This window comes from Streptomyces sp. NPDC008139 (assembly GCF_042957025.1).
Classification (GTDB): domain Bacteria; phylum Actinomycetota; class Actinomycetes; order Streptomycetales; family Streptomycetaceae; genus Actinacidiphila.
In genome coordinates, this window is record NZ_JBIBHM010000017.1 from 22,294 (window position 1) to 47,297 (window position 25,004).

23 protein-coding genes are annotated in these 25,004 nt (G+C 73.2%); 16 read left to right on the top strand and 7 right to left on the bottom strand.

What is annotated here, in order from left to right:
* The first annotated feature begins 18 nt into the window (after nt 1-18).
* Nucleotides 19-4,200, top strand: a complete 4,182-nt coding sequence (locus tag ACFZBB_RS30250) for a carboxypeptidase regulatory-like domain-containing protein (protein ID WP_391128979.1) — start codon at nt 19-21, stop codon at nt 4,198-4,200.
* 75 nt (nt 4,201-4,275) lie between these two features.
* On the opposite strand, the gene ACFZBB_RS30255 is transcribed toward ACFZBB_RS30250, so the two are convergent.
* The 3 genes from ACFZBB_RS30255 to ACFZBB_RS30265 form a co-directional block, all read right to left on the bottom strand.
* Nucleotides 4,276-4,935 carry an alpha-ketoglutarate-dependent dioxygenase AlkB gene (locus tag ACFZBB_RS30255; RefSeq protein ID WP_391128983.1) on the bottom strand — a complete coding sequence of 220 codons (660 nt, stop codon included), beginning with the start codon at nt 4,933-4,935 and terminating at the stop codon, nt 4,276-4,278.
* Nucleotides 4,932-5,633, bottom strand: coding sequence for a GntR family transcriptional regulator (locus ACFZBB_RS30260; protein WP_391128986.1), 702 nt, complete (start codon nt 5,631-5,633; stop codon nt 4,932-4,934). The genes ACFZBB_RS30255 and ACFZBB_RS30260 overlap by 4 nt, the downstream gene beginning before the upstream one ends.
* Before the next feature lie 193 nt (nt 5,634-5,826).
* Entirely contained in the window at nt 5,827-6,612 is a 786-nt protein-coding gene (locus ACFZBB_RS30265) for a polysaccharide deacetylase family protein (RefSeq protein WP_391128989.1), read from the bottom strand.
* Nucleotides 6,613-7,041: 429 nt separating this feature from the next.
* Here ACFZBB_RS30265 and ACFZBB_RS30270 point away from each other — a divergent pair, with 429 nt between their 5' ends.
* From ACFZBB_RS30270 to ACFZBB_RS30295, 6 genes are read left to right on the top strand one after another with little or no spacing between them, the layout of a single operon-like run.
* Nucleotides 7,042-8,658 (top strand): ATP-binding protein, encoded by a 1,617-nt coding sequence (locus ACFZBB_RS30270; protein WP_391128992.1) that lies wholly within the window; start codon nt 7,042-7,044, stop codon nt 8,656-8,658.
* The gene (locus ACFZBB_RS30275) at nt 8,655-9,077 is read left to right on the top strand and encodes a roadblock/LC7 domain-containing protein (RefSeq protein WP_355332904.1); all 423 of its coding nucleotides are present in this window, start codon (nt 8,655-8,657) and stop codon (nt 9,075-9,077) included. The genes ACFZBB_RS30270 and ACFZBB_RS30275 overlap by 4 nt, the downstream gene beginning before the upstream one ends.
* A complete protein-coding gene (locus tag ACFZBB_RS30280) occupies nt 9,074-9,439 on the top strand; it encodes a DUF742 domain-containing protein (RefSeq protein WP_391128995.1) in 366 nt (121 codons plus the stop codon). The genes ACFZBB_RS30275 and ACFZBB_RS30280 overlap by 4 nt, the downstream gene beginning before the upstream one ends.
* Complete coding sequence (locus tag ACFZBB_RS30285) at nt 9,414-10,040, top strand: ATP/GTP-binding protein (RefSeq protein ID WP_391128998.1); 627 nt, start codon at nt 9,414-9,416, stop codon at nt 10,038-10,040. Before ACFZBB_RS30280 ends, ACFZBB_RS30285 begins: the two co-directional genes overlap by 26 nt.
* Complete coding sequence (locus ACFZBB_RS30290; RefSeq protein ID WP_391129001.1) at nt 10,040-11,341, top strand: cytochrome P450; 1,302 nt, start codon at nt 10,040-10,042, stop codon at nt 11,339-11,341. Before ACFZBB_RS30285 ends, ACFZBB_RS30290 begins: the two co-directional genes overlap by 1 nt.
* Nucleotides 11,338-12,573, top strand: a complete 1,236-nt coding sequence (locus ACFZBB_RS30295; protein WP_391129004.1) for a cytochrome P450 — start codon at nt 11,338-11,340, stop codon at nt 12,571-12,573. Before ACFZBB_RS30290 ends, ACFZBB_RS30295 begins: the two co-directional genes overlap by 4 nt.
* 102 nt (nt 12,574-12,675) lie before the next feature.
* Here ACFZBB_RS30295 and ACFZBB_RS30300 read toward each other — a convergent pair whose 3' ends face one another.
* A complete protein-coding gene (locus tag ACFZBB_RS30300; RefSeq protein ID WP_391129007.1) occupies nt 12,676-13,614 on the bottom strand; it encodes a 5'-3' exonuclease H3TH domain-containing protein in 939 nt (312 codons plus the stop codon).
* 48 nt (nt 13,615-13,662) lie between these two features.
* Between ACFZBB_RS30300 and ACFZBB_RS30305 the strand changes: the two genes are divergently transcribed.
* Nucleotides 13,663-14,412 carry a helical backbone metal receptor gene (locus ACFZBB_RS30305; protein WP_391129010.1) on the top strand — a complete coding sequence of 250 codons (750 nt, stop codon included), beginning with the start codon at nt 13,663-13,665 and terminating at the stop codon, nt 14,410-14,412.
* Between the two features lie 15 nt (nt 14,413-14,427).
* On the opposite strand, the gene ACFZBB_RS30310 is transcribed toward ACFZBB_RS30305, so the two are convergent.
* Nucleotides 14,428-15,549 carry a TDT family transporter gene (locus tag ACFZBB_RS30310; RefSeq protein ID WP_391129012.1) on the bottom strand — a complete coding sequence of 374 codons (1,122 nt, stop codon included), beginning with the start codon at nt 15,547-15,549 and terminating at the stop codon, nt 14,428-14,430.
* Nucleotides 15,550-15,619: 70 nt separating this feature from the next.
* Here ACFZBB_RS30310 and ACFZBB_RS30315 point away from each other — a divergent pair, with 70 nt between their 5' ends.
* Both ACFZBB_RS30315 and ACFZBB_RS30320 read left to right on the top strand, forming a co-directional pair.
* A complete protein-coding gene (locus tag ACFZBB_RS30315) occupies nt 15,620-16,570 on the top strand; it encodes a LysR substrate-binding domain-containing protein (protein ID WP_391129015.1) in 951 nt (316 codons plus the stop codon).
* 143 nt (nt 16,571-16,713) lie between these two features.
* A complete protein-coding gene (locus tag ACFZBB_RS30320; protein WP_391129018.1) occupies nt 16,714-17,703 on the top strand; it encodes a DUF2510 domain-containing protein in 990 nt (329 codons plus the stop codon).
* A gap of 78 nt (nt 17,704-17,781) precedes the next feature.
* Here the strand turns inward: ACFZBB_RS30320 and ACFZBB_RS30325 are convergent, their stop codons facing one another.
* Nucleotides 17,782-18,984: an alanine racemase gene (locus tag ACFZBB_RS30325; protein ID WP_391129021.1), complete on the bottom strand. Its 1,203-nt coding sequence runs from the start codon at nt 18,982-18,984 to the stop codon at nt 17,782-17,784.
* Between the two features lie 498 nt (nt 18,985-19,482).
* Between ACFZBB_RS30325 and ACFZBB_RS30330 the strand changes: the two genes are divergently transcribed.
* The 4 genes from ACFZBB_RS30330 (at nt 19,483) to ACFZBB_RS30345 (ending at nt 23,179) form a co-directional block, all read left to right on the top strand.
* A complete protein-coding gene (locus ACFZBB_RS30330; protein ID WP_391129024.1) occupies nt 19,483-20,250 on the top strand; it encodes a hypothetical protein in 768 nt (255 codons plus the stop codon).
* Nucleotides 20,247-21,482, top strand: a complete 1,236-nt coding sequence (mycP, locus tag ACFZBB_RS30335; RefSeq protein WP_391129027.1) for a type VII secretion-associated serine protease mycosin — start codon at nt 20,247-20,249, stop codon at nt 21,480-21,482. The genes ACFZBB_RS30330 and mycP overlap by 4 nt, the downstream gene beginning before the upstream one ends.
* 9 nt (nt 21,483-21,491) lie before the next feature.
* Nucleotides 21,492-22,226: an SseB family protein gene (locus ACFZBB_RS30340; protein WP_391129030.1), complete on the top strand. Its 735-nt coding sequence runs from the start codon at nt 21,492-21,494 to the stop codon at nt 22,224-22,226.
* 194 nt (nt 22,227-22,420) lie between these two features.
* Nucleotides 22,421-23,179: an MIP family channel protein gene (locus ACFZBB_RS30345; protein ID WP_355332870.1), complete on the top strand. Its 759-nt coding sequence runs from the start codon at nt 22,421-22,423 to the stop codon at nt 23,177-23,179.
* A 64-nt stretch (nt 23,180-23,243) separates the two neighbouring features.
* Here ACFZBB_RS30345 and ACFZBB_RS30350 read toward each other — a convergent pair whose 3' ends face one another.
* Nucleotides 23,244-23,597 carry a DUF1844 domain-containing protein gene (locus tag ACFZBB_RS30350; protein WP_188281368.1) on the bottom strand — a complete coding sequence of 118 codons (354 nt, stop codon included), beginning with the start codon at nt 23,595-23,597 and terminating at the stop codon, nt 23,244-23,246.
* Between the two features lie 360 nt (nt 23,598-23,957).
* Between ACFZBB_RS30350 and infC the strand changes: the two genes are divergently transcribed.
* Together infC and rpmI are read left to right on the top strand one after the other, a co-directional pair.
* On the top strand, nt 23,958-24,635 hold the full coding sequence (infC, locus tag ACFZBB_RS30355) for a translation initiation factor IF-3 (protein ID WP_391129232.1): 678 nt from the start codon (nt 23,958-23,960) through the stop codon (nt 24,633-24,635).
* A gap of 110 nt (nt 24,636-24,745) precedes the next feature.
* Entirely contained in the window at nt 24,746-24,940 is a 195-nt protein-coding gene (gene rpmI, locus ACFZBB_RS30360; protein ID WP_327291998.1) for a 50S ribosomal protein L35, read from the top strand.
* Nucleotides 24,941-25,004: the final 64 nt, after the last annotated feature.

The window sequence follows — 25,004 nt, forward strand, 5'->3', positions numbered from 1 at the left end:
GCATCACGGAGTCCCGCCTTGCGCATATTTCCCAGACGGAGCGGAGGTCGGCGCGCCGCTACCGCGGTAGCCGCCCTCGCGTCGGCCACCATCGCCCTGCTCGGCCTTCAACTGCCCGCCGCGGCAACGGCGTCCGCCGCACCCTCCTCCCGGCCCGACGTCGTACGGCAGTGCGGCGACGCCCAGCCGGGTCAATTCCGCTGCTTCGCGCTGCGCCGCACCGACGTGGCCGCGCACAAGGGCATCCAGCCGCTCGCCGCCACCCCGGCCGGCTTCGGTGCCACTGACCTCCAGGACGCGTACAACCTGCCCGCCGACGGCGGCGCCGGCCAGACCATCGCCATCGTCGACGCCTACGACGACCCCACCGCCGAGGCGGACCTGGCGATCTACCGGGCGCAGTACGGCCTGCCCGAGTGCACCACCGCCAACGGCTGCTTCAAGAAGGTCAGCCAGCGCGGCGGCACCGACTACCCGTCACCCGACCCCGACTGGGCGGGCGAGATCTCGCTCGACGTCGACATGGTCTCGGCAGCCGCCCCCAACGCCCACATCCTGCTCGTCGAGGCCGACTCGGCGAACTTCGCGGACCTGGGCGCCGCGGTGGACGAGGCGGTCGCGCTCGGCGCGAAGTACGTCTCCAACTCCTACGGGACCGGCTACAGCAGCACGCCGGGCAGCGGCGAGGACCCGTCCGAGACCACGGACATGGACCCGTACTACAACCACCCGGGTGTCGCGGTGGTCGCCTCCTCCGGCGACGACGGCTTCGGCGTCAGCTACCCGGCGGCCTCGCAGTACGTGACCTCCGTCGGCGGCACCGCGCTCGCCAAGGACACCGGCACCAGCCGCGGTTGGACCGAGTCCGTGTGGAACAACACCTACGGCGGCCCCGGTTCGGGATGCTCGCTCTACGAGCCCAAGCCGGCCTTCCAGACCAACGGCTTCTGTGACAAGCGGTCCGTCGCCGACGTCTCCGCGGTCGCCGACCCGGTCACCGGCGTCTCCGTCTACCAGGGCTACGGCGGCAACGGCTGGGCGGTCTACGGCGGAACCAGCGCCTCCTCGCCCCTGATCGCGGGCGTGTACGCGTCGGCCGGCACCCCGGCCGCGGGCACGTACCCGAACTCCTACCCGTACGCGCAGGCCGGCGCCCTCAACGACGTCACCGTGGGCAACAACGGCACCTGCTCGCCCACCCAGCAGTGCACCGCGGGCCCCGGCTACGACGGCCCGACCGGCCTCGGCACCCCGAACGGCCTGGCGGCCTTCCGCAGCGGCCCGCACGGCGTGCTCACCGGCAAGGTCACCGACCACGCCACCGGGGCGGCCATCGCGGGCGCCAAGGTGACCGCGGGCGACTACAGCGCCACCTCCGACGCGACCGGCGGCTACAAGCTGGACGTCCCGCCGGGCAGTTACGACCTGACCGCCGCCGCCTACGGCTACGCGAGCAAGACCGCGTCCGCCGTCGAACTGGCCGACGGCGCCACCGTCACCACCTCCTTCGCCCTGGACGCGGTGGCCAAGCAGACCGTCGCGGGCAAGGTCACCGACGGCTCGGGCCACGGCTGGCCGCTGTACGCGAAGATCACCGTCGACGGTGTCCCCGGCGCGCCGGTCTACACCGACCCCGTCACCGGTGACTACTCGCTGACGCTCCCTCAGGGCAGTGCGTACACCCTGCACGTCAGCGCCAACTACCCCGGCTACAAGACGGTCGACAAGAGCCTCCAGATCGGCACCGCCGACCAGACGCTCAACGTCCCCGTGCCCGTCGACCCGTCGTCCGACCAGGCGCCCGGCTACGCGGTGCACCTGACCGGCAGCAGCGAGGCGTTCACCTCCACCACCGGCCCCCCGGCGGGCTGGTCGGTGACCAACGCGGACAGCACCAACGGCGGTTGGGTCTTCAACGACCCGGGCGCCCGCGGCAACAGGACCGGCGGCAGCGGCGGTTTCGCCAACATCGACAGTGACAACATCGGCCAGGGTCTCAGCCAGGACAGCTCGCTGCTGTCCCCGTCCTACGACCTCACCGACGTCGCCGCCCCGGTGCTCGGCTTCGACACCGACTACAAGGCGTTCAGCAACTCCACCGCCGACGTGGACGTCTCGACCGACGGCGGCACCACCTGGACCACCGTCTGGCACAAGACGACCACCTCGGTGGCCGGTCCCACGCACGTCGAACTCCCGCTGGCCGACTACGCGGGCAAGAGCGACGTACGGCTGCGCTTCCACTACAAGGGCAACTGGGCCTACTGGTGGCAGCTCGACAACGTTTTCGTCGGCAAGCGGACCTATGACCCGGTCAGCGGCGGCCTGATCGTCGGCAACGTGACCGACAGCAACACCAAGGCGGGCGTCAACGGCGCCACCGTCACCAGCACCGACGCGCCCGACGACCACACCACCACCAACGCCACGCCCGACGACCCGAACCTGGGCGACGGCTTCTTCTGGACGTTCTCGCACCTCACCGGCAAGCACCCGATCACGGCCACCGCGTCGAAGTACACCTCGGCGACCGCGACCGTGAACATCCCCAGGGACGGCGTCGGTTCACACAACCTCGCCCTCAAGGCGGGCCAGATCAAGGTCACCCCGGCGAGCATCAGCAAGACCGTCGCCTGGGGCAAGAGCGCGAGCCAGGTCGTGACGGTGAAGAACACCGGTAACGCCCCGGCCACCGTCAACCTCGGCGAGACGCCGGGCGGAGTCGTCCTCCAGAAGGCCGGCGGCGCCCCGCTCAACCTCGTCAAGGGCCACTACTCGCCGCTGTCGCTCACCACGCACGGCGCGAGCGCCAAGAAGGGCGCGCTGTCGCCCGGCGGCAAGGCCACCACCGACGCCGCCGCCCACGCGCAGGGCGCGGCGGGCGACGCCTGGCAGACCATCCCCGACCTGCCCGTACCCACCGGTGACAACGCGGTGGCCGTGCACAACGGGACTGTCTACTCGGCGTTCGGCTTCACCGGCGTGGCCGACACCAGCGACCTGTACGCGTACAGCGCGGACAGCGGCGCCTGGACCAAGCTCGCCTCCGCCGCCGACACCCGTGAGGCCCCGGTCCACGGCGTGATCGGCGACAAGTTCTACGCGGCCGGCGGCTGGGGCGCCAGCGGCAACCCGGACGCCAAGCTGGAAATCTACGACATCGCCTCCAACACCTGGAGCACCGGCGCCAATTCGCCCAAGCCGTACGCGGGCGCGGGCAGCGCGGTGCTCAACGGCAAGCTGTACTCGGTCGGCGGCTGCACCGCCACCGCGTGCGGCACCGCCGACGTCACCTCCTACGACCCGGCGACCAACACGTGGGCCAGCGCCGCCGCCTACCCGGAGCCCATCTCCTGGGAGTCCTGCGGCGCGATCACCGGCAAGCTCTACTGCTCCGGTGGCACCACGGACGCGGGCAGCACCACTCACGCGTATGTCTACGACCCCGCCGCCGACTCCTGGTCGCCGATCGCGGACCAGCCGACCGACGCGTGGGGCGCCACGTACACCTCGGCCAACGGCGTGCTGCTGGTCAAGGGCGGTGCCATCAACGCGGGCGCCGCGCTGACCAACCAGACGTGGGCCTACCAGCCCACCGACAACACCTGGACGGCGCTGCCCAACGCCAACGCCTCGCTCTACCGCGGCAGCGGCGGCGCCGGCTTCTACTCGGTCGGCGGCCTGGCGGGCCAGACCCCGGCCAAGAACGCGGAAGTGCTCCCCGGCTACGACCAGCCCGACGTCACCGACGTCACCTGGCTGTCGGAGAGCGCCACGTCCGTCACCGTCGCACCCGGCGCCAGCGCCACGCTGACCGTCACCCTGGACGCGTCCGTCCCCGAGATCACCCAGCCGGGGACGTACTCGGCCTCGATCGGCCTGGCCAGTGACACGCCGTACAGCATCTCCCCGATCCCCGTGTCGCTGACCGTCAAGCCGCCCGCCACCTGGGGCAAGATCACCGGCACCGTCAGCGGCGGCGGATCACCGCTGGCCGGGGCCACCGTCCAGATCAACACCTGGGCGACGCACTACACGCTGAAGACCGCCCCCGACGGCACGTACGCCCTGTGGCTGGACGTCCGCAACAACCCGCTCCAGCTCATCGTGGCCAAGGACGGCTGGCAGCCGACCGTGGCCACTGTGAAGATCACGAAGGGAGCGACCGTCACCAGCAACTTCACCCTGCTGAAGGACTGATCGGGACTCCTTCGCAGCAGCGCGCCCCCGTCGCCGGTTCCCACCGGCGGCGGGGGCGCCGCCGTGCGAGGGGCCTCAGTCGGTGAGGCCGGTGACGCGCAGCGTCAGATTGAGGCGTCCGCCGCTCAGCCCGACGGCCGGATCGCCGGTGCCCGGCAGGACTTTGGGTACCCCGTGGAAGGCGTAGCGGGACGGCCCGCCGAAGACGAAGAGGTCACCGGAGGCCAACTCCACGTCGGTGTACGGCTTTCCGCGCGTCTCGGTGTTGCCGAAGCGGAAGACGCAGGTGTCGCCGATGCTCAACGACACCACCGGGGCACCGGACTTCTCGTCCTTGTCCTGATGCATGCCCATCGTGGCGCCCTCGCCGTAGAAGTTCACCAGCACCGTGTCCGGCGCGTACGCCGCCCCCGCGGCCCCGTCCTCGTACGCGTCCGCCACCGCGCGGCGGCCCAACTCGCCCAGCCGCTCGGGGAAGGCGGCGACCCGGGCGCCGTTCACGTCGTGCGCGATCCGCGAGTACGCGTACGGGCTCCAGTGCCAGCCCAGACACATCGTGTGCCCCGACATGACGCCACCGCGCGGCAGCCGGGTGCGCCGCATCGGCACCGGGCCGCGCGCCCACGCGCGGCACGCCGCCACCAACTCGGCCTGTTCCTCGGGGGAGAGCCAGCCGGGCACGTGGACGGCGCCGGGCGCGGGCCGCGAGCGCGGCCGGGGGATGAGCGCGTTCACGCCGCACGCCTCGCCCGCGCCTCGCGCAACAGGCGGGCGATGCCGTCGAGTTCGGCCGAGACCAGGCGCTCGGCCGCGTCCGCGTCGCCGTCGAGCACCGCCGCGACCAGCGCCTCGTGACCGCCAGGACCCGCGGTCCCCAGGGCCAACAGGGCCTCGCGCAGCGCGGGCGCGAACTCGGCGAACAGATCGGTGAGTACGGGATTTCCGGCCGCGGCCACCAGCGCCGCGTGCAGCGCGAGGTCGGCGTCCACGCGGGCCGCCGGATCGGCGGCGGCCTCCGGCCGGGCGGCGCGTGCGGTGGCCGTGAGCGCCGAGGTCAGCGCTGCGTCGAGCGCCGTCGCGTCCTCGTCGGTACGGCGCCGCGCCGCCAGCCGTACGGCCCGCGTCTCCAGCAGTGCGCGCACCTCGTGGACGTCCGTCGCCGCCGCCCTGCCGAGCTTGGCCGACCACTCCTCGACCGGTTCGGTGGCGATGACGAACACCCCGGCGCCCTGCCGGGTCCGCAGCTGCCCGGCACCGGCCAGGGCGCGTACCGCCTCGCGGACCGTGGACCGGCCGACACCGAGCGACGCGGCGAGCGCCGTCTCGCCCGGCAGCCTGGCGCCCACCGGCCAGCGACCCTCGGCGATCTGCTCCCGCAGGCGCTGCGCGGCCTGCTCGACGAGCGGACTGGGGCGTAGTGATCCGACGGTCATCGGCGTCTCACCTCGCAGATCTCAGGTTCTCTGAGGAGTCGTCCCAAGATCAGTTTACTCGGGGCCACCGGGACGGCGACCCGAGCGGGGCGGCGGCCGAAAGCGGGGCCCGATGCACGGGTACGGTGCACGGGCCGGGTGCAGGGGCCGGGTGCGCGGGCGGGGTGCACGGGCCGGGTGCGCGGGCGGGGCCTCAGGGCTTGTAGATCTTCCCCGGCTCCGGCTTCGCGGGGGCCATCAGCTCCGGCACGGTCACCAAGGTGTAGCCCTCGGCGCGCAGCGAGTCGATGATCCCCGGCACCGCGGGCACCGTCCCCTTGTAGAGGTCGTGCAGCAGGATGATCCCGTCCCGGTGCGCGTCCTTGAGGATGCGCTTGTGGATCAGCGTGGAGTCGGTGGTCGCGTAGTCGCTCGCCGTGTCGTTCCACAGCACCAGCGCCAGGCCCAACTCCTTGGAGATCTTGGCGACTTCCTTGTTGGTACGGCCCTGCGGCGGGCGCATCAGCGTCGGCCGCTTGCCGGTCAGCTTCTCGACCGCCGTATTGAGCCGGTCCAACTCGGTGCGGATCTCGGCCGGTTTGAGGTCGGTCAGCCTGCGATGGGTCCAGGTGTGGTTGCCCAGCACATTCCCGTTCCGCCCCATCTGCGCGACCAGGTCCGGGTACTTGTCCACGTGGTTGTGGCCCAGCAGGAAGAAGGTGACCCGCACCTTCTTCTCGTCGAGGACCTTCAGCAGCGCGGGGGTGTGCTCGCTGGGACCGGCGTCGAAGGTCAGCGCGATGCACTTGGCCTTGCGGCAGTCGACGGCTCCGGCGGGCAGCGCCGCGTCGGCCCCGGCCTTCTTCGCCGCCGCGTTCCGCGCGCTGCGCGGGGACTGCGTGTCGTAGGTGGTGCACCCGCTCAGCGCCGTCGCCAGCGCCACCGCCGCCACCGCGGCTCCGGCGCACCGGCGGCGTATGGCTGAGGGCGTTCCTGGCATGGCGGGTCCTCCGGGTCTGTGCGTGGGCGCGCCGCGCGGTGGCTCGGAACGGCACCGCGCGGCTGCGTACGGCTGCTCGGCACGGGGCTTCGCCCGGCCCGCCGCGCGGGCTCGCCGGGCGAAATCCGTGCGAAGTCTGTTTGTCCGCTCTGTGTCTGCTGAGCGGACGGAAACTCACCCTACACACCCGCTATGTACGGCATGTATAGCGGGGTGTTTCGGCCACGCCGCAGGTGGGACAGGGGTGCCCCGGTGCATGAATGTCCGTCGTGTCGACACTTCGGGCAGAACCGGTCGCCCTCGGGCCATATCGAAAAGGATCTTCGCGCAAAACAGCGCGCGACCGATCGGTTCCAGTGTGTACTGGGCACGGCCCGCCCCCGGGCGGCCCGCCGTCCCGCCGTTCCCTGATCCTCCGAGGCCGATTCGATGATCGAGATACCGGACCTGGCCGTCGCCGGCCTGGCCGCCGGGACCGTGTCCGCCTTAGTGCTCGGCGGCGGCCTGCTGCGCTCCTTACGGCACAGGACTCGGCAGCGCGCGGAGATCGCCGGACTGCGGTCCCGGCTCGACGAGGCGCGGCAGGAGACCGAGCGGGTCACCACGGCCGTCGCCGCCGAGATCGCCCACCTGGCCGCCGCGCGCATCCCCGCCGAGGCCACTCGCGCCGCCCACCCGCACGTCCGGGTGCCGGGACCGCTGTACCCCGGAACCCTCGGCGGCCGGGCCACGGCGGACGGCGAATCCCCGGACGGCCGACCGCCGCACGCCGGACCCCCGCACCCCGAACCCCCGGCCGCTGAACGCCCGGACCCCGAACCCCCGCCCGCCGACATCGAATCCGCCCTGGGGGACGTCCTCACCGCCGTCCTCGCCGCGACCGCCCAGGAGCGCAAGCGGGTCGACGCCGCCGCCCGCGCGGGCATGCGCGGTGCCACCCGCGACATCCAGGCCGGGCTCTACCGCCTCCAGGACGTCTTGCGCGGACTCCAACAGCGCTACGACGAGCCCGAGTTGGCCCAGACGCTGTTCGCCCTCGACCACGAGAACGAGCAGTCGCTGCGCCGCGCCCAGGTGACGGCCGTGGTGTGCGGGGCCTGGGTGGGCCTGGCCCGCGAGGAGTCGCACCTGGTCGAGGCGGTGACCGGCGGCCAGTCCCGGCTCGTCGGCTACCACCGCGTCCGGGTCAACAACCACCTCGAACCCGGTACGGCGCTGGTCTCGCACGCCGTCGAGCCCGTCGCCATCATCGTGGCCGAGCTTTTGGACAACGCGCTGCGGCACTCCGCGCCCGACACCGCCGTGGTGGTCAACCTCGAAGCCGTCCACCACGGTGTCTCCGTCACCGTGGACGACTCCGGCGTCGGCATGGCCGCCGACGAGCGGGCGTACGCGCAGAAGATGGTCGCGGGCACCGACCCGATCCTGCTCTCCGACCTCGGCGACCCGCCGCGCATGGGCCTGGCCGCGATCGGCCAGCTCACCCGGCGCTTCGACCTGTCCGTCGACCTCTCCTCGCCCTCGCCCTACGGCGGCGTCCGGGCCGTCCTGCTGGTCAGGAAGCACCTGCTCAGCCATATCGACCCGGTCGAGCAGCCGCCCGCCGCCAGCACGCCGCGCTCCACCCGCCCGGCCGTCGCGGACGACGGCGCGCCCGACACGGCCCACGCCCGCGCCGGGTCCCCGGCGGACACCGAGCCCGGAGCCGTATCCGTAGCCGTACGCGAGACGGCGGCCGGGCGCCAGTGGGCGGCCGAACCAGACGCCGGACCCGAACCAGACGCCGGAATGGAAACGGGACCCGGACGCGAAACCGGACCCGGGGCCGACAACGGTGCGGGGGCCGACGACACCGCCGCGGAGGTGCTGCCGCAACGGCGACGCAAGGCCCGCGCCGCCCGCGGGAGGGCGGCGGAGAACGGGACCGCCGCGCCCGCGGCACCCGCCCGCACACCGGAGGAGGCCGCCGCGGCCCTCGGCGCCCTCCAAGCCGGAACCGCTGCGGCCAGAAACGCCGTCGACACCGAAGGGAACGACCCGCGATGACCAGCCGCGACACCGGCGACACCGCGTGGGTGCTGGATCCGATCCTGGAGATCCCGCATGTCACCGCCGCCGTCCTGCTCACCAGGGACGGTCTCGTCTCCGGGTACTCGGAGGCGCTGTCCCAGGCCACCGCCGAGCGCACCGCAGCGATCACCAGCACCGTCCAGGGCGCCTGCCGTACGGCCGCCGCCGCCTTCGCGGACCGGACCGACGCGCGGATCCGGCAGGTGGTGATCGAGTCCGACCACGGCTACATCCTGGTCGCGCCCACCGAACACGGCACGTGCGTGGCCGCGTTCGGCGGTCCCGAGGTCCGTCTCGACCTGCTCGCCCACCGGGTCCACTCGCAGGTGGCCAGGCTCGGCGAGAAGGCCATGACCGCCGCGCCCCGCGCGGGCGATGGCGGCACCGCGGAATGACCGGCCGCCGGACCGGCCGCCCGCTGGTCCCCGCCTATCTCTCCACCGGCGGGGTGGCGCGGCCGAGCCGGGACAGCCTGGAGCGGCTGTCGGTGCTGACCAGCACCGACGCCGACGGCACGATTCCCGCCGAACTCCCCGCCGCCCAGCACGCGTTGCTGGAACTGCTGGACGGCGGATCCCTCACCGTGGTGGAGACGGCGGCCCTGCTGGGGCTGCCCGTCTCCGCCGTCCGGGTACTCGCGGCAGAGCTGACCGACCGGGGGCTGGTCAGCGTCCGTCCGCCCGTACCCGTAGCCGACCTACCGGAACCCGACCTGCTGAAGAGAGTGGCCGATGGCCTCCGCGCCCTCAAGCACTGACCCCCACCGAGGCGATGTGCATCTGCCGGACAGCGCCCGCGAGTTGGTGAAGATCCTGGTGGCGGGTCCGTTCGGGGTGGGCAAGACCACGCTGATCGACTCGGTCTCCGAGATCCGCCCGCTGCACACCGAGGAACACCTCAGCGAGGCGTCCGCCGCCGTCGACGACCTCGACGGCGTCCGTGACAAGACCACCACCACCGTCGCCATCGACTTCGGCCGGATCAGCATGGCGGGCGGCGTCGTCCTGTACCTGTTCGGGACCCCAGGGCAGGAACGGTTCCGCTCGCTGTGGGCCGACATCGCGTACGGGGCGCTGGGCGCGCTGGTGCTGGTCGACACCCGCAGGATCAACGACTCCTTCGACGTACTCGGCCTGGTGGAGGAGACCGGCCTGCCGTACGCCGTCGCGCTCAACACCTTCCCCGACACGCGGATGTACAGCGAGGCGCAGTTGCGGCAGGCGCTCGATCTGGAGCCCGGCACGCCGATGGTGGCGTGCGACGCGCGCGACACCAACTCCTCCGTCGACGCGCTGCTCGCGCTGGTGCAGCACCTGATCGACCGCAAGGACGCCGACCCAACGCCCGGAGCCCTCTGATGAATACCCCTCCCGCAGCGCCCTCTCCCGCGCCCGCCGCGCCGTCTTCCTCCCCATCGTCTTCCTCCGCGCCCGCCACCCCCGCCGACACCTTCGCCCGGTCGGCGCCGGTCCGGCTCTGGGAGGACGGCTTCGCCGCCGACCCGCACCGCTACTACGCGGCGCTCAAGGCGCAGGGCCCGCTCGGCTGGGCCGAACTCGCGCCGGGCGTACCGGCGTACGTCGTCACCGACCGGCGCGCCGCGCTCGACCTGCTGCGTGACGCGGAGACCTGGTCGCACGACCCGCGCCCGTGGGAGTCCACGGTCGCCGAGGACGCGCCGATCCTCGGCATGATGCGCTGGCGGCCCAACACCCTGTTCTCCGACGGCGACGCGCACGTCCGCTACCGCCGCGCCTTCGCCGACGCGGTCGACCTGGTGGAACCCGCCGATCTGCGCGAGCGGGTGCACCGCGCGGTGGACATCCTGATCGGCCGCTTCGGACCGGTCGGCCACGCCGACCTGGTCGCGGACTTCGCCCGCCCGCTGATGTCGCTGATCTTCAACAACCTCTTCGGGCTGCCGGACAGCGAGAGCGGCCGACTGGAGGTCGCGCTCGGCAAGATGATGGAGGGCGGCGTCCAAGCGGCCGAGGGCGAGGCCGAGTTCGGGGCATATGTGCTCGGACTGATCGCCGCCAAGAGCGAGACCCGCGGCCCCGACCTGACGAGCTGGCTGCTGGACCACCCGGAGGACCTGACCGCCGAAGAGGTCACCTGGCAGGTCTTCCTCACCCTCGGCGCGGGCCACGAGCCGACCGCGAACCTGGTCTCCAACGCGCTGTCGCGCATCCTCGGCAACCCCGACTTCTACACCACGCTGACCAGCGGCTCCCGCCCGGTCATGGACGCCGTCGTCGAGGTGCTGCGGTACGAGACGCCGCTGTCCAACTACGGCATCCACTTCGCGCGCGAGCCGCTGAGCTTCCACGGCGTGTGGGTGCGGGCGGCCGTGCCCGTCGTCATCTCCTACGGCGCGCTGGGACACTTCGCCGAGCAGGAGTCGGGGGGCGCCCACCACCCGGGCGACGCCTCCCACCTGTCCTGGTCGGCGGGCGAGCACGCCTGCCCGGTCAAGCAGCACACCCTGCTCATCGCCACCGAGGCCATCGAACGCCTCACCCAGTGGCTGCCCGACCTGGAACCGAGCACCGACCGCGACCGCCTCACCTGGCGGCCGGGCCCGTTCCACCGCTCGCTGACGGCGCTGCCCGTCCGCTTCACCCCGCGCACCCCCGACCAGACCGGAGACCGCGCATGACCGCGCACGCCGCCCGTGTGGCCATCGACCCGTTCGGCACCGACATCCCCCTGGAGAGCGCCGAGTTACGGGCTCTCGGCCCGGTGGTGCCGGTCGAACTGCCGGGCGGCATCCCGGCCTGGGCGCCCACCGGCTACGACACGCTCAAGTCGCTCATCCTCGACCCGCGGGTCAGCCGCGACCCGCGGCAGCACTGGGCGCTGTGGTCCGAGGTCGGCGACCACCCCGCCTGGGGCTGGGTCCTCGGCTGGGTCGGCGTGGTCAACATGCTCTCCACGTACGGCTCCGACCACGCCCGGCTGCGCAAGCTCGTCGCACCCAGCTTCACCGCCCGGCGCACCGAGGCGATGCGGGTCCGCGTCGAGACGATCACTCAGGAGCTGCTGACCGCACCGGAGTTGGCGGCGGCCGACGGCCGGCCGGTCGACCTGCGCGCCGCGTACGCGCATCCGCTGCCGATGCGGATCATCTGCGAACTCTTCGGTGTGCCGGACCACTTGACGGAGGCGACGGGCACGCTGATCGCCGCCATCATGGACACCTCCGACCCGACCCCGGAGCACGGGCGGTTCGTCCAGGAGCAGATCGGTGTCGTGCTTCCCGCGCTGATCGGCCACAGGACCGAGCACCCCGGCGACGACATGACCACGGAGCTGATCCGGATGCGCGCCGAGGACGGCGACCGGCTCAGCGACGAGGAGTTGCTCTACACCCTGCTGCTGGTGATCGGCGCCGGGTTCGAGACCACGGTCAACCTCATCGGCAACGCGGTGGTCGCGCTGCTCACACACCCCGGCCAACTCGCCGCCGTACGGGCGGGGGAGATCGGCTGGGACGCGGTCATCGACGAGGTGCTGCGCGTCCACCCGTCGATCGCGGCGCTGCCGCTGCGCTTCGCGGTCAGCGACATCACGGTGGACGGGGTCACCATCCCGGCGGGCGACGCCATCGTCACCACCTACGCCGCCGCCGGCCACGACCCGGCGCACTACGGGCCCACGGCCGCCGAGTTCGACGCGACGCGGGCCGCCGACGACCATCTCGCCTTCGGCATCGGTGTGCACCGCTGCATCGGCGCCCCGCTGGCCCGGATGGAGGCGCGCACCGCCCTCCCGGCCCTCTTCGAGCGCTTCCCCGACCTCCGACTCGCCGTCCCGCAGGACGAGTTGAAGCAGGTGCCCTCCTTCATCGCCTATGGCTGGCAGCGGATCCCGGTCCATCTGCACGGCTGACGCCGCTGCCGTACGGCCGCACGTAAAGGCCCCCAGCACGTAAGGGCCGCGCGTAAAGGCCGCGCGTAAAGACCCGCGCGTAATAACCGCACGTAATGAGGATCAGCGCGCGCCCTTGGCGGCGAGCGTGTCCAGCAGCCGGGTCAGCGAGCCGCCGAGCCCCCAGCGCTCCGCGAGCGACTCCAGCACCTCGGGGTCGGCGGCCTCGCCCGGCAGCGTCGGATCGAAGCCCGGTAGCGGTACATCGGCGGCGACGGCCACGACCTTGGGTGCCACGTCGAGATAGGCGGCGGCCTCCACGATGTTGCGCCGCCTGGCCGGAGTCAGCTTGGACATCGGGTCGGTCGCGGCGGCCCGCACACCGGCCAGGTCCCCGTACTCGGTGACGAGTTGGGCCGCAGTCTTCTCGCCGATGCCCTTCACGCCGGGCAGCCCGTCGCTCGGGTCGCCGCGCAGCGCCGCGAAGTCCGCGTACTGCCCGGCGCGCACCCCGTACCGGTCCTGGATGGCCGCCTCGTCGATGACGTCGCAGTCGCCGACGCCCTTGCGGGGGTAGAGCACGCGCACGCCCCGTGCGTCGTCCACGAGCTGGAACAGGTCGCGGTCCCCGGTGACGATCGCGACCGGCGTACGGGAGGCGGTGGCGAGGGTGCCGATGACGTCGTCCGCCTCGTAACCGGTGACGCCGACCCGGGTGATGCCGATCGCGTCGAGCACCGCCTCGATCACCGGCACCTGAGGGGACAGCGTGTCGGGCACCTCCTCGACACCCTCGGTGTCCTCGACCACGCGGTGCGCTTTGTACGACGGGATCAGGTCCACCCGCCACTGCGGGCGCCAGTCCGCGTCCATGCAGGCGACCAGCGCGGTGGGGGAGTGGTCGGCGACCAGCCTGGCGATGAAGTCCAGCAGGCCGCGCACCGCGTTCACCGGTGTGCCGTCCGGCGCCTTCACCGATTCGGGCACCCCGAAGTAGGCGCGGAAGTACAGGCTCGCGGTGTCGAGCAGGAGCAGTTTGCCGCCGGGCGTGTCGTCAGTCACGGCGTCAGCATCGCACGGGGGTCGGACAGTCCGTCGTACGGTGGGCGGGTGAATCAGGGCCGTTACGCCGTACGCCGGGTGGTCTCGCTGGTGCCGTCGCTGACCGAGGCGGTCGCCGCCACCGCGCCGGAACTGCTGGTCGGCGCCACCGACTGGTGCACCCATCCGGCGGACCTCGACGTGGTGCGGATCGGCGGCACCAAGAACCCCGACGTGCCCGCCGTCGTCGCCCTCGCCCCCGACCTGGTGATCGCCAACGAGGAGGAGAACCGCGCCCCCGACCTGGCCGCGCTGCGGGCCGCGGGAGTGCGCGTCCTGGTCACCGACGTACGGACGCTGCCCCAGGCGTTCGGCGAGCTGCACCGGATGCTGGTCGACGGCTGCGGGGTGCCGCGCCCGCGGTGGCTGGACGAGGCGGAGGCGGCCTGGCGGGGGATTCCGGCGGCGCCCGCGGTCACGGCGACGGCGGTCGTACCGATCTGGCGGCGGCCGTGGATGGTGCTCGGCCGCGACACCTTCGCCGGTGACCTGCTGGCCCGGCTCGGCGTGCGCAACGCCTACGCCGGACACGCCGAGCGCTACCCGGCGGTCCCGGTCGAGGAGCTGCGGACCGTGGGCGCCGACCTCGTCGTCCTCCCCGACGAGCCGTACCGCTTCACCGCCGACGACGGCCCCGAGTCCTTCCCCGGCCTGCCCGCCGCCCTGGTCAGCGGTCGCCATCTCACCTGGTACGGGCCCTCGTTGACCGAAGCGCCCGCGGTCGTGGGGGCCGCGCTGAGGGCGGCGCGCACGTACTGAGGCCGGCCAAGCCGGTCACCCCGTGGGCGCCGCCAGCAGCCGGCCGCTCACCGTCCCCCGCAGCGTGCCCGCGCCCGCCGCCAGCCAGGCCACGACCAGCGCCGCGTACAGCCCGACGGCCAGCCAGCCCAGCGCGTGCAGACCCGTGTGCCGGGCCAGGCTCGCGGCGCCGGTCACGCAGGTGCCGACCGGGAAGGTGAAGGCCCACCAGGTCATCGCGAACGGCATCCCGCGCCGGGCCGCCCGTACCACCAGGGCCGCCGCCACCGCGAGCCACAGCAGCGCGAAGCCCATCACCGGGACGCCGTACAGCACCGCGAAGCCGCGCAGCGCCGTCGCGTACGGGGCGGGGACGGCGCCGGAGGCCACGTCGGCGCCCTGGCCGACCGCCGTCGTGGACTGCCCGAGCGGACCGAGCACCAGGAAGAGCGTCGGGGTCAGGGCGAGCGGCAGCGGCCCGCGGCGCACCAGACGCGACCACACCAGCGGCAGCATCGTCAGCGTCGCCAGCAGGCTCAGCCCGAACATCGCGTAACAGCCCAGCAGCAGCGCCTCCCTGGCCTGTACGGCGTCGGCGGGCAGATGCGGTATCAGCGCGGGCCCGGTGGCCGCCGCGACCATCGGCGCCACCACCGGCAGCAGCCACACGGGCGAGGCGTCGTCGAGGCCGATCCGGTGTCTGGCCACCATCAGATACGGCACGGCCGCCGCGACCAGCAGCGACGACGCCGTCCCGACCGCCCACAGCGCCGCGTCGACCGTGACCGCCGTACGCTCCCCGAGCACCGGCGGCCCGAGCAGCAGCGTGCCCGCGCCGACGGCCAGCAGCGCCATCGGCAGACAGCCGTAGAACGGCGCCACGGCCGGGTCGCGCAGATGGCGCCGCGCCTGGTCGGTGTGCCAGGCCCAGTGCGCGCAGCGGGCCGCGAGGACCGCGACGAGCAGGACCGCGGACAGCGCCCACACCCCGGTGCACACGTCCTGCAGCCAGCGCTGCCCGCCCGGCAGCGCCACCCCGGCGTTCGCCACGATCGCCGTCCCCATGACGGTGGCGTACCAGTTGGGACCGACGTGCCGTACCGCGGGGACACGGGTACGGACCTGGGCGAACGGCTGCGCGGCGTGAACAGTGGCCATGCTCCGACCCTCCCCTCCCGCGGGCCGCCCCGGTAGAGCCCGCGAGGCTATGAGGGCATAACGTGGGCTTATGGCTCAGCCGTCCACCGCACCGCCCCCACCAGGCACTCCGCTCGCCCGCCGGGTGCCCGACCTCGCCGCCATGGAGCTGCTGCTGGCCGTCGCACGGCTCGGCAGCCTCGGGCGGGCCGCGCGGGAGCTGGGCATCAGCCAGCCCGCGGCCAGCGGGCGGCTGCGCGGCCTGGAGCGGCAGCTCGGTGTGGCGCTGGTCCGCCGCTCGCCCGGCGGCTCGCGCCTCACCGACGAGGGGGCGCTGGTCAGCGAGTGGGCGCGCAAGGTGCTGGAGGCCGCCGAGGCGTTCGACGCGGGCGCGCGGGCGCTGCGCGGCAGGCGCGACTCCCGGCTCCGGGTCGCGGCCAGCATGACCGTCGCCGAATACCTGCTGCCCGGCTGGCTGATCGCCCTGCACGGCAGCCACCCGGACACGGCCGTCTCGCTCGCCGCGGGCAACTCCGCGGCCGTCGCCCGGCAGATGCTCGCGGGCACCGCCGACCTCGGCTTCGTCGAGGGCGTGGACGTCCCCGCCGGTCTGGACGCCGTCGTGATCGCGCACGACCTGCTGCTGGTCGTGGTCGCGCCCGCCCACCCCTGGGCCCGCCGCCGCAAGGCGCTGACCGCGGCCGAACTCGCCGCGACCCCGCTCGTCCTGCGCGAGGAGGGCTCCGGCACCCGGCAGGTGCTCGACGCGGGCCTGGCGGGACACGGCGGCCCGGCCGTACCGCTGCTCGAACTCGCCTCGACCACCGCCGTGAAGGCCGCCACCGTCAGCGGCGCGGGGCCCGCGGTGCTCAGCGAACTCGCCGTCGTGGAGGAGCTGGCCGCCCGCCGCCTCGTCCGTGTCCCCGTCGCCGGTCTCGACCTCGGCCGGTCGCTGCGCGCGGTGTGGACGGCGGGCCACCGCCCGGCGGGCCCGGCGCGCGACCTGCTGACGCTGACCCGCGGCAAGAGCGGCAAGCGGTAAGAGCGCCAAAGGGGCAGAGGGGTAGAGGCGGTACGGCGGCACGGGGGACGGGCGGCCGGAAATCGCGGTGACAGAACGGGTGTAACCGGGCTGTGACCGACGCCCTTACGGGATTCTCATGCAGGGGCCATAGGGTGACGGCCGTGACGACGACGACCCCGCCCGGCTGGTATCCAGAACCCGGGCACACAGGCAACGGCCCGGCCATGGAACGCTGGTGGGACGGGAGTACGTGGACGGAGTACACCAGGACGGCGCCCGTCCCGGTGGACGCGGTCCAGCAGCCCTACGCGGGCTACCCCGGAACGCCGGGCTATCCGGGCGACGTCGTGGCCGGCGGCCCCGGCGGCGGTCGCCGTACCGGTGCGGTGGTCATCGCGATCGTGGCCGCGCTCGTCCTGATCGGTGGCGTGGTCGCCGGAATCCTGGTCCTGGGCAAGGACGACAAGAGCGACAAGAACGCCTCGCCGACGCCCAGCGCCTCGGCGCCGCACCGAGGCGAGTCCCAGGCGCCGCGGTCGCCGGGCGGCGGGTCGCCCGACCCCAACTCCCCGGACGGCTCGCAGGGTCCCGACGGCGGCAGCGACGGCAAGGCCGTGGACGGCTACGACGGCATCAGGCTCCCCGTGCTCAACGGCTGGACCGGCACCTCGGGCGCCAACGGCATCGGCGCCAGCGTGGTCACCGGCGGCTACCCGTGCCCCGGCGACGCCACCAAGGACTGCGTGCGCGGCGGCGTCTTCGCCCAGCCCGCCGAGGCGCTCAAGCTCACCGCGACCGGAGCGGAGGCCGCCGCCAAGGCGGACATCGCGCAGAACGCGGCCGACGCGTACAGCACCGACATCTACGGCGCCACGACCTCGCACCAGCAGATCGCGTCGCAGTCGGTCACGGTCGCCGGGCAGAAGGGGTACTTCGTCCGCTGGAAGATCGTCACGAAGTCCGGCACCAGCGGGTACGTGGAGTCCCTCGCCTTCCCCTCGCCCCGCGACCCGAAGAACATCGCGGTCGTCCGCTTCGGCTTCGACATCGGCTCCAACGCCCCGAGCCTGGCCGTCATGGACCAGATCACCCAGGGCATCAAGGCCGACAGCAGCGGCGGCACCGGCAGCACGGGCGGCACCGGCGTCTGACCCGCGGCCCGCGCGAGGCTGTACGCGACAGGGGGCGGCGCCCGGACCCCGGGTGCCGCCCCCTGTCGCCTTCGGCGGCTACAGGAACGTCTTGCCCTCACCGCGGTACGTCGGCACCGTCGCCGTCACCCGGTCGCCCTCGACCAGGTGCAACTCGGCGAAGCGCTCGCACAGTTCACCGGCCTTCGCGTGCCGGAACCACACTTTGTCGCCGATCAGCAGGTCGTCCGCGGGCGACCCCAGCAGCGGGGTCTGCACCTCGCCTGGACCCTCCTGCGGGTCGTAGCGCAGCCCCTCCGGCAGATACGGCACCGGCAGCCGGTCGGGCCCGGCCGCGCCGGAGGCCGGGTAGCCGCCGCCGAGCACGGTCACCACGCCGACACCGGGCCTGCGCACCACCGGCTGCGCGAAGAGCGCGGCCGGACGGCCCCGGAAGGACGTGTAGTTGTCGAACAGCCGCGGCACATAGAGCCCGGAGCCCGCCGCGATCTCGGTCACCGCGTCCTCGGCCGCGGTGGTCTGCACGCTGCCGGTGCCGCCGCCGTTGACGAATTCCAGCTCGGGCGCGACCGCCCGCACCGCGCGGACCGCCTCCGCTCGCCGCGCCGCCAACTCCTTGCGGGCCGCCGACTGCATCAGCCGTATGGCCCGCGACCGGAACGGACGGCCCGCGACCGCGTCGCCGACCCCCGCGACATGCCCCTCGTACGCCATGATCCCGGCCAGCCGGAAGCCGGGCCGCGCGGTGACGGTACGGGCCAGCGCCGCCATCCGCTCCGGGTCGTGCAGCGGCGAGCGCAGCGCGCCGATCCGCAGCCGCCCGCCCAACTTCCGCAGGCTGGTGTCCATTTCGAGACAGACCCGGACGGTCTCGTCGCCGCCGCCGCGGGCCGCGTCGATCAGGTCGAGGTGTGAGACGTCGTCCACCATCACCGTGACGGCGCCGGCCAGCTTGGGATCGGCGGCCAACTCCGCGAAGCCGTCCCGGTCCGCCGACGGATACGCCAGCAGGATGTCGGTGAAGCCCGCGCGCGCCAGCCACAGCGACTCGGCCAGGGTGAACGACATGATGCCCGCGAAGCCGTCGCGGGCCAGCGCCCGCTCCAGCAGCGCCCTGCACCGCACCGACTTGGACGCCACCCGGATCGGCTTGCCGCCCGCGCGGCGCACCAGGTCGTCGGCGTTGGCGTCGAAAGCCTCCAGGTCGACGATCGCCACGGGGGCGTCGAGATGGGCGGTGGCCCGGTCGTACCGGGCGCGGTCGGCAGCGCGATCTGACATGTCATGAAGCTTGCCAGACAGGGGCTACCGGGCGGTAGGGGCGTACGGGGCACGCCCGCCGCCGTGCCACGCGGACGGATGCCGGACGGCCTGCTGGAACACGACGTCCGGTCGACCCCGTAGAGTGACGCGCAAGCCGTGAGGACATGTCACGAGGGGGCGCCGGTGAGCACTGGAGTGGACAACGCAGGAGGCTCCACGTCCCCGTCGTTCCCTCCGCTCCAACCTCGCCGGAAACAGAGCCCGCAGACTCCGCCGACGGTCCCCCCGCACCCCGAGGGACCCCCGCCGTCCGCGGCCGAACCGCCCCCGGCCGTCCCCCCGCCTCCGGCGCGGCCCCCCGCACCGCCGTACACCCCACCGCCCGCCGCCGCGCCGCAGTTCACGGCGTACGGTCCCGGCGGATACGCTCCCGCCGGATACGACCATGGGCCCGCGCAGGCCGTCGCCCCCGCCACCCGCGGGGCTTCGGCCCGGATCTGGGCGGCGCTCTGCCTGGTGCTCGGACTCGGGCTGATCGGCGGGGCGGTCGCCGGGAGCGCGATCAACCACAAGCCGCGGGCGGAGCCGCCGTTGGTGGACGGGAGCGTGAAGGCGTTCGCCGCTGTACGGGAGGTGTGGCGCAGCACGCCGGTCGACTCGCTGTTCCCGCGCACGGTGTCCGCGAAGGGGGTGGGTCCCGGCGGGGCCGACCGCGCGTGGACCAGGATCGGCGTCGCCGCGCCCGGCGGCTGCGCCGCCGCCTTCGACCCGCTGCTCCAGCAGGTACTGGCCCCGGTCGGCTGCGCGCGCCTGCTGCGCGCGACCTACGTGGACAGCACGTCGACCTCGGTCACCACGGTGGGCCTGCTGGTCACCACCGCCGAGTCGGCCACCATGCGCGGGTTCAGCGGACGCTGGGCCTCGCAGCACCTCGGCGACCGCGCGGACCTGATCCCGCGCCCGGTGGCCTTCCCCGGCACGGCCGCCGACTCCTTCGGCGTGAAGCAGCGCGGCAGCTGGGACGTGCAGGTCTCCGCCGACCTGCCCTTCGTCGTCTACGCGGTCACCGGCTTCGCCGACGGCCGCACCCTCACCCCGCAGTCCGCCGACAAGGCCACCAAGGCCGGCGCCACCAGCGTGGCCGCCCAGGCCGGCCTCGGCTACGACGCGACCGGCCTGGCCTCGGCCGTCGACGACCGCCTGCACAGCGCGGTGACCGCACTGCTCAGGCCGTCCAGCAGCCCCGGCGGTCCCGGCGCCACCGGTAGGGAGACGTCCCGATGAGCCGCCCCTCCCGTCCCCCGGCCCGCCGCCTGCTCGGTGCCCTGACCTCGCTCGCCGCGGGCGCCGCGGCCCTCGCCCTGGCCGCCCAGCCCGCCGCGGCCGACGCCGTGCGCAACGCCGACTGGGCGCTGAGCGCCCTGCACGCCGAGAGCGCGTGGCGTACGAGCCAGGGTGCGGGCGTCACGGTCGCGGTGCTCGACACCGGGGTGGACGCGACGCACCCCGACCTCACCGGGCAGGTGTTGACGGGCAAGGACATGGTCGGCTTCGGGGCCGGCCGCGGCGACCGCTCCTGGGCCCGGCACGGCACGGGGATGGCCGCCATCATCGCGGGGCACGGCCACGGTCCCGGCCACGACTCGGGCGTCATGGGCATCGCGCCCAAGGCGAAGATCCTGCCGGTGCGGGTGATCCTGGAGGACAAGGACCCGCAGCGGTCCAAGGCGCGTACGAGCAAGGGCAACGCGCTGCCCGACGGCATCCGGTGGGCGGTCGACCACGGCGCCGACGTCATCAATCTCTCGCTCGGCGACGACAGCGCCACCGCCGCGCCCGTCGCCGCCGAGGACGAGGCGATCCGGTACGCGCTCGGCAAGGGCGTCGTGGTCGTCGCGTCCGCGGGCAACGGCGGCGAGGAGGCCGACCGTTCCTCCTATCCGGCCGCGTACCCCGGAGTGATCGCGGTCGCGGCCGTCGACAGGAACGGGCAGCACGCCGCCTTCTCCACCCGCCGCTGGTACGCGTCCGTCTCCGCGCCCGGCGTCGATGTCGTGATCGCCGACCCGGACCGCACCTACTACGAGGGCTGGGGCACCAGCGCCGCCTCCGCGTACGTCTCCGGCGCCGCCGCCCTCATCAGGTCCGCGGACCCGAAGCTGAGCCCGGCCCAGGTCAAGCGGGTGCTGGAGGACACGACGCGGGACCGGCCCAAGGACGGGCGCAGCGACGAGATGGGCACCGGGCTGATCGACCCCGCCGCCGCGCTGAAGGCCGCAGCGAAGCTGAAGCCCGCGCCCCCCGTACCGGCCGCCGTCGGCTATCCGCGGACGTACTTCAGCCCCGGCCCCGCGCCGCCGGTCCGCGCGCCCGAGCCCGCCCGCTTCCTCGGCGACGGTGTCGCGACCGTCTTCGCCGTGGCCGGAGCCGCCCTGGTCGTGGTCGCCGCGCTGCTGTGGATCCGCCCCCGCCGCGGGGGACGGCCCGCCCACGGTCTGTCGGCGGACGGCGGATAGGGTTCCGGGGTGGCGCTGAAGAACATCCCCGACCCCGGTTTCTCCGACGACGACGGCTCGGCCGACGCGGCACTGGCCGACGCGTTGACCGGCTACGCGCGGGACCCCGGGACGGAGGCGGCCGTGGTCGCCGCGCTGCACGGGGCCAGGCTGCTGGTGCCGGTGGTCGCGGTGCTCGGCGAGGCCGAGACCGGCGAGGACGGGCTGCGCCGCGAGAAGAGCAGCGACATGGCGGTGCCGACGATCCAGGCGCCGGACGGGCGGCGGGCGCTGCCCGCCTTCACCTCCGTGGCGGCGCTGGCCCGCTGGCGGCCGGAGGCGCGGCCGGTCGCCGTACCGCTGTCGCAGGCCCTCCAGGCGCTCGCGCACGAGGGGGCCGACACGCTGCTGATCGACCTCGCGGGGCCGGTCACGTACGAACTGACCGGACCCGCGCTGCGCGCCGCCGCCCTCGGGCCCGGCCGCGCGGACCCGACCGCCGACCCCGCCGTACGGGAGGCGCTGCGGGCCGCGGTGGCCGCCGAGTCCGGTGTCGTACGGGCGCATCTGACGCCGGGGACCGACAGCGACGGCACGCTCGGCCTGGTGCTGGCGCCGGGCGCCGACGTCCAGGAGACCGGGCGCAGGATCGCCGCGGCGCTGGCCGCCGACGAGGTGCTGCGGGCGGGCCTGGTGCGCGGTCTCGACCTGGCGCTGCTGCCGCCGGGCGCCGTACTTCCGGGTGAGCCGCTGTTCGCGCGCTGAGACCCGCGCGCTGAGACCCGTGCGCCGAGACCCGTGCGCTGAACCTCGTGCGTCGAGCCGAGGGCCTTCGGGTGGTTGGCACCGCTCCAGAACGCCGTCCGGACCGGTCCATTTACCCTGAATGACCCGAGATGTGGATTTCGTTGGCAAGGCCGAGAATGGCGTGAGCAGGCTGTGCGTCACAAGGAGGTTCGATGGACAAGCGAACAGTGACCTGTGAATTCCTCGGCACGCTCCTGCTGGTCTTCTTCGCCGTGGGGGCCGCCGTGCTGTCCGGCGAGTACATCGGCACCCTCGGTATCGCGCTGGCCTTCGGCTTCGTCCTGCTCGCGCTGGCCTACACCTTCGGCCCCATATCCGGCTGCCACGTCAACCCGGCCGTCACGCTGGGCATGCTGGTCGCCCGGCGGATCACGGTGCGCACCGCCGTCGAGTACTGGATCGCGCAGTTCCTCGGCGCCATCGCGGGCGCCGCGCTGCTCCTGCTGGTCGCCAAGCAGGTGCCGGGTCTCAAGACGCACGGCGCCTTCGGCACCAACGGCTACGGTTACCGGTCCGCGGTCGGCATCAACACCGCAGGCGCCTTCATCGCCGAGGTGGTGCTGACCTTCCTGTTGGTCTTCGTGGTGCTCGCGGTGACCCACCGGGTCGCGGTGGTCGGCTTCGACGGCCTGCCCATCGGTATGGCGCTCGCCGTCATCCACCTGGTCGGCATCCCGCTGACCGGCACGTCGGTGAACCCGGCGCGGAGCCTGGGTCCCGCGCTCTTCGCGGGCAGCCCGGCGCTCTCGCAGCTCTGGCTGTTCATCGTGGCCCCGCTGATCGGCGGCGCGCTCGCCGCCCTGGTCCACCAGGTCACCCACCCGGCGCTGGTCGCCGCCAAGGCCGCCAGGGCCGCCGCCGTCGACGAGGCGCTGGCCGACAAGGGGGACGGCGCGACCGAGGCGTCATGAGGTCCCGTGGGCCGCGCCGCCCGTCACCGGCCGGGTCGTCCCCGGGCCCCCTCGGCGACAGAGGTCAGACGTAGACGGGCCCGGTGTACTTCTCGCCGGGCCCCTGACCCGGCTCGTCCGGCACCAGCGACGCCTCGCGGAAGGCGAGCTGGAGCGACTTGAGCCCGTCGCGCAGCGGCGCCGCGTGGAAGGAGCTGATCTCGGTGGCACTCGCCGTCACCAGACCGGCCAGCGCCTGGATGAGCTTGCGGGCCTCGTCCAGGTCCTTGTGCTGCGGGCCCTCCTCGGCCAGCCCCAGATTCACCGCGGCGGCGCTCATCAGGTGCACCGCGACCGTGGTGATCACCTCGACGGCGGGCACATCCGCGATGTCGCGGGTGAGACTGTCGAAGTCCGGGGTCTGTTGTTCGTCGCTCATGCCGCACACGATATGCCCCGTCCGGCGGATTACGGGCTTCGGTCAGCCTTTGGTATGGTGGGAGAACGACCGGCCGGGCACCCGTGTGTCCCGGCCATCAAGTGGAGGCTCCGATCTCCCACCTGGTTGGCCTTTCGGCCGACGGGTCCCCGGTCAGACGGTTTCCGGTCAGCATGACACCACCGGGCACCGTCCGATGCGCCCCGCGGAATAACGCGGCGGTGCTCCCCGGTTGTGAGGAGCCCCGCCTGTGTACCGTACGGGGCGTTTTTTGCGCCTTGGGTACGGGGTCGGAAGAACCAGACAGACTCATGCGCGGCTGTCGGCCAGTCAGCCGCGTGGTGCAACCGAGGAGGCCCCATCAGCGCCGAGCCCCGCATCAACGACCGGATTCGCGTTCCCGAGGTTCGACTTGTCGGTCCCAGCGGCGAGCAGGTCGGCATCGTGCCGCTTGCGAAGGCCCTGGAGCTTGCGCAGGAGTACGACCTCGACCTGGTCGAGGTCGCGGCGACCGCCCGTCCGCCCGTGTGCAAGCTCATGGACTACGGGAAGTTCAAGTACGAGTCGGCCATGAAGGCCCGTGAGGCGCGCAAGAACCAGGCGCACACGGTCATCAAGGAGATGAAGCTCCGGCCGAAGATCGACCCGCACGACTACGACACCAAAAAGGGTCACGTCGTCCGGTTCCTCAAGCAGGGTGACAAGGTCAAGATCACGATCATGTTCCGTGGTCGCGAGCAGTCCCGGCCGGAGCTGGGTTACCGGCTGCTGCAGCGGCTCGCGGAGGACGTCCAGGACCTCGGGTTCATCGAGTCGAACCCGAAGCAGGACGGCCGGAACATGATCATGGTCCTCGGTCCGCACAAGAAGAAGACCGAGGCAATGGCCGAGGCCCGCGAGGCGCAGGCCGCCCGCAAGGCCAGCCGCCTGGGTGAGGCCCCGGCCGACGACGCCGACGACGACGTGTCCCACGACGAGGCCGTGTCCCACGACGACGTCGAGGTGCCGGACGAGGCCCAGGCCCAGGCCGACGCCTGAGACGAGACGAACACCCCGGAGCCTCCGGCTCCGGGCCGTAATGCAGGACTGACGCTCTCCGTGCGCCCACCGGCGGACGGGAGGGCCAGCGACGAGGAGACTACGGCGCCATGCCGAAGAACAAGACGCACAGCGGTGCGAGCAAGCGCTTCAAGATCACCGGCTCCGGCAAGGTGCTGCGCGAGCGCGCCGGCAAGCGCCACCTGCTTGAGCACAAGCCGTCCAGCAAGACGCGCGCCCTCACCGGCACCGTCGAGGTCGCCAAGTCGGACGCCAAGAAGATCAAGAAGCTTCTCGGCAAGTGACGGCGGTGCCCTGACGGGGGCACGCCGTTCCGATCCGGGACCTCATTCGCTTTCGGACCGTGTG